Below are 4,128 nucleotides of genomic sequence, written 5' to 3' on the forward strand. Positions count from 1 at the left end.
CAAAGTTCACCAGCGCACCGATGGCCCCGAAAGCTTCAGGCGTGATGCCGAAGAAGGGGTTGGCGCCGCCGATCAGGGGCAGGAAGTCGGTGCCCTTGATGAAGAAGATGCCCTTGTGCGCAAACACATAGAACAGCGTCACGAACAGGCCCGCCAGCATACCGGCCATGGCGCCTTCCTTGTTCATCTTCTTGCTGAAGATACCCATCATGATCGCAGGGAACAGCGAAGACGCCGCAATACCGAAGGCCAGCGCCACGGTACCGGCGGCAAAGCCTGGCGGGTTCAGACCCAGCCAACCCGAGATCACAATGGCCACCGCCATGGCAATCTTGCCCGCCAGCAGTTCACCCTTCTCGGAAATATCAGGAACAAAAATGTTCTTGATCAGGTCGTGCGACACCGCAGCCGAAATGGCCATCAACAAACCGGCAGCAGTCGACAAGGCCGCAGCCAGACCGCCGGCAGCGACCAAACCGATCACCCAGTTGGGCAACAAGGCGATTTCAGGGTTGGCCAACACAATGATGTCGGCGTTCACTGTCAGCTCATTGCCCTTCCAGCCGGCAGCAGCAGCCTTGGCTTTGGCAGCTTCGTTCTTGGTAGCGTCGTTGTAGTACTGGATGCGGCCATCGCCGTTCTTGTCTTCAAACTTCAGCAAACCGGTCTTTTCCCAGCGCTTCATCCAGTCAGGACGGGATTCGGCCTGAATGCTGGCTTCCGGGGCATACAAGTCACCCCCCTTGACCACAGCAGTATTCACGGTGGAATGCAGGTTCAACTTGGCCATGGCCGCCACCGCAGGTGCCGTGGTGTACAGAATGGCAATAAACACCAGAGCCCAACCCGCGCTGGAACGTGCGTCCTTGACGGTAGGCACCGTGAAGAATCGCATGATGACGTGAGGCAAGCCCGCAGTACCGATCATGAGCGACATGGTGTACACGAACATGTTGAGCGTGCTACCGGCCGTGGTGGTGGTGTATTTGCCAAAACCCAGATCCGTCACAACGCCGTCCAGCTTGGCCAGCAAGGACATGTCGGTACCGGTCAGGGTGCCACCCAGGCCCAACTGCGGCAGGAAATTGCCGGTGAGTTGCAACGAGATAAAGATCGCGGGAATGGTGTAGGCCAGGATCAGCACGATGTACTGCGCCACCTGGGTGTAGGTGATGCCCTTCATGCCGCCGAACACCGCGTACAAAAACACGATGCCCATACCGACGTAGATACCGACTTCGCTCGACACGCCCAGAAAGCGCGAGAACGCCACGCCCACACCTGTCATCTGACCGATGATGTAGGTGAGTGACGCGGTCAGCAGGCAGATCACGGCGATCAGGCTGGCCCCCTTGGAATAAAAGCGGTCACCAATGAACTGCGGCACGGTAAATTTGCCGAACTTGCGCAGGTAGGGCGCCAGCAACATGGCCAGCAGCACGTAGCCGCCGGTCCAGCCCATCAGAAACAGCGCGCCGCCGTAACCCATGTTGGCAATCAGGCCGGCCATGGAAATGAAGGACGCCGCACTCATCCAGTCGGCACCTGTGGCCATGCCGTTGAGCACCGGGTGCACCGAGCCGCCCGCCGAGTAAAACTCACTGGTGGAACCGGCGCGGGCCCAAATGGCAATACCGATGTAGAGCGCAAAGCTCAAGCCCACCATGAGGTAGATTGTGGTTTGAAGATCCATGTGTCAGTCCTCAGTCTTCATGGACATCGAACTTGATGTCCAGGTTGTTCATGCGCCAGGCATAGTAAAAAATCTGTATCACAAAGAAATACATGGCGCCCTGATGGGCAAACCAGAATCCCAGCGGATAACCACCAAGGTGGAACTGGTTGAAAAAGTCAACGAACAAAATGCCAGCCCCGAAAGACACCAGAAACCAGAGGATCAACACGTTCCTCAACAGCTTCAGGGTTTCTTTCCAGTAGGCTTGACTGCCTAAGTCTTCCTTCATGAAATCTCCTAAGTTTTAATCAGACAAAGCAGCTGAATTAGCCGCCAATTTACAGTGCGCGGTGTGTTCCCACGCTGTTGCAGGGCGGACTATTAAGGCGCTTCCTTACAGTTTTCTGATAAACCTGACCCGCTGCGCACGAAACAAGGGTAAACACTTACCGAATACTTTCATCCTGTCGTGACTGGCTTGCTTCAGAGGAGAACGGGGCGTTGACCCGCCGATCAACAGGCCATGGTAAGCACCGGGTAAGCGCGAGGTAAGTAGGTGGTAAGTACTTGCACTTAGCCTCGTCGCTGTCACAACCAATGAGGAGACACAGTTCATGCAAGATGATTTGATACAGCGGGTGGTCAGCAACCCCCAATACCAGGAGCTCAAGCGCAAGCGCAGCAGCTTTGGCTGGACACTGACCTGGGCCATGATGATCGTTTACTACGGTTTCATCATGCTCGTGGCGTTCAACAAGGAGTTCCTCGCGCAAAAACTGGGCGCAGGCGTCATGACCATTGGTGTCCCCATTGGTTTCGGCGTGATTGTGTTCACCGTCATCATCACCACCATTTATGTCCGGCGCGCCAACAAAGAGTACGACGACCTGACGGCGGCCATCACGAAAGCGGTTTTGAAATGACACTTACAAATACAAACAAGCGCCTTCTCGCGCTGATCTCGCTGCTCGCTGTTTCCACCGGCGCCCTGGCTGCCGGCGCTGACCTGGGTCAGGCTGTCAAGCAACCCACCAACTGGACGGCCATCGGCATGTTCGCGGCCTTTGTGGTGTTCACACTGTTCATCACCAAATGGGCGGCCGCCAAGACCAAGTCGGCTGCTGACTTTTACACGGCTGGCGGCGGCATCACCGGCTTCCAGAACGGCCTGGCGATTGCCGGCGACTACATGTCGGCTGCGTCGTTCCTGGGTATTTCCGCCGCCGTGATGGCCAGCGGTTTTGACGGTCTGATCTACTCGATCGGCTTCCTGGTGGGCTGGCCCGTCATCACCTTCCTGATGGCCGAGCGCCTGCGCAACCTGGGCAAGTTCACTTTTGCCGACGTGGCTGCGTTCCGCTTCGAGCAAAAACCGGTCCGCATTTTTGCGGCGTCGGGCACGCTGGTGGTGGTGGCCTTCTATCTGATTGCCCAGATGGTGGGTGCCGGCCAGCTGATCAAGCTGCTGTTTGGCCTGGAATACTACATGGCGGTGATCATTGTGGGCGCGCTCATGATGGTGTATGTGCTGTTTGGCGGCATGACCGCCACCACCTGGGTGCAGATCATCAAGGCCTGCCTGTTGCTTGGGGGCGCCACCTTCATGTCCTTGTCGGTGCTGTGGCACTTTGGTTTCAGCTTCGAGGCCATGTTCGCCGGCGCCGTGCAAATCAAGACCGACCTGGCCCTGAAAGACGGCAAGATTGCCGAAGTCGCCGCCCAAGTGGGTCAGTCCATCATGGGCCCGGGCAACTTTGTCAAGGACCCGATCTCCGCCATCAGCTTCGGCATGGCGCTGATGTTCGGTACCGCTGGTTTGCCCCACATCCTGATGCGCTTCTTCACGGTGCCTAGCGCCAAGGCTGCGCGTTCTTCCGTGATGTGGGCCACCGGCTGGATCGGTTACTTCTACCTGCTGACCTTCATCATCGGCTTCGGTGCCATTACCTTTGTGCTGACCAACCCGCAGTTCCTTGACCCGGTCAAGGGCGGCCTGCTGGGCGGCGGCAACATGGCAGCCATTCACCTGGCCAACGCCGTGGGCGGCAACGTGTTCCTGGGCTTCATCTCGGCCGTGGCTTTTGCCACCATCCTGGCCGTGGTGGCTGGCCTGACACTGTCTGGCGCGTCGGCTGTGTCGCATGACATCTATGCCACTGTGATCAAAAAGGGCAAAGCCAACAGCGCCGACGAGCTGCGCATTTCCAAAATCACCACCATTTGCCTCGGCATTCTGGCGGTGACCCTGGGCATTGTGTTCGAGAAGCAGAACATCGCGTTCATGGTGTCCCTGGCGTTTGCGATTGCCGCGTCCGCCAACTTCCCGGTGCTGTTCATGTCGGTGCTGTGGAAAGACTGCACCACCAAGGGCGCCGTGATTGGTGGCTTTTTGGGCCTGATCTCGTCGGTCGCGCTGACCGTGGTGTCGCCTTCGGTGTGGGAAGCCACGCTGG

Annotated in this window: 4 protein-coding genes; 2 read left to right on the plus strand and 2 right to left on the minus strand. The window is 57.8% G+C overall.

The window, feature by feature from the left end:
- Window positions 1–1,693 (minus strand): sodium:solute symporter family protein (locus PHF15_RS16615; protein WP_300122955.1); only part of this gene is annotated, 1,693 nt, incomplete at its 3' end.
- A 10-nt stretch (window positions 1,694–1,703) separates the two neighbouring features.
- The gene (locus tag PHF15_RS16620) at window positions 1,704–1,964 is read right to left on the minus strand and encodes a DUF4212 domain-containing protein (protein WP_300122957.1); all 261 of its coding nucleotides are present in this window, start codon (window positions 1,962–1,964) and stop codon (window positions 1,704–1,706) included.
- Between the two features lie 325 nt (window positions 1,965–2,289).
- Between PHF15_RS16620 and PHF15_RS16625 the strand changes: the two genes are divergently transcribed.
- Together PHF15_RS16625 and PHF15_RS16630 are read left to right on the plus strand one after the other, a co-directional pair.
- On the plus strand, window positions 2,290–2,598 hold the full coding sequence (locus PHF15_RS16625; protein ID WP_300122959.1) for a DUF485 domain-containing protein: 309 nt from the start codon (window positions 2,290–2,292) through the stop codon (window positions 2,596–2,598).
- The coding region (locus PHF15_RS16630; protein WP_300122961.1) for a cation acetate symporter at window positions 2,595–4,128 on the plus strand (1,534 nt) is incomplete at its 3' end. The genes PHF15_RS16625 and PHF15_RS16630, both read left to right, overlap by 4 nt.

The organism is Rhodoferax sp. (assembly GCF_028689295.1).
Lineage (GTDB): Bacteria > Pseudomonadota > Gammaproteobacteria > Burkholderiales > Burkholderiaceae_C > Rhodoferax.

Excerpts from the sequence above, each read along its gene's own strand:
- PHF15_RS16620 (WP_300122957.1), bottom strand. The coding sequence starts at position 1,964 with ATGAAGGAAGACTTAGGCAGTCAAGCCTACTGGAAAGAAACCCTGAAG.
- PHF15_RS16625 (WP_300122959.1), top strand. The coding sequence starts at position 2,290 with ATGCAAGATGATTTGATACAGCGGGTGGTCAGCAACCCCCAATACCAG.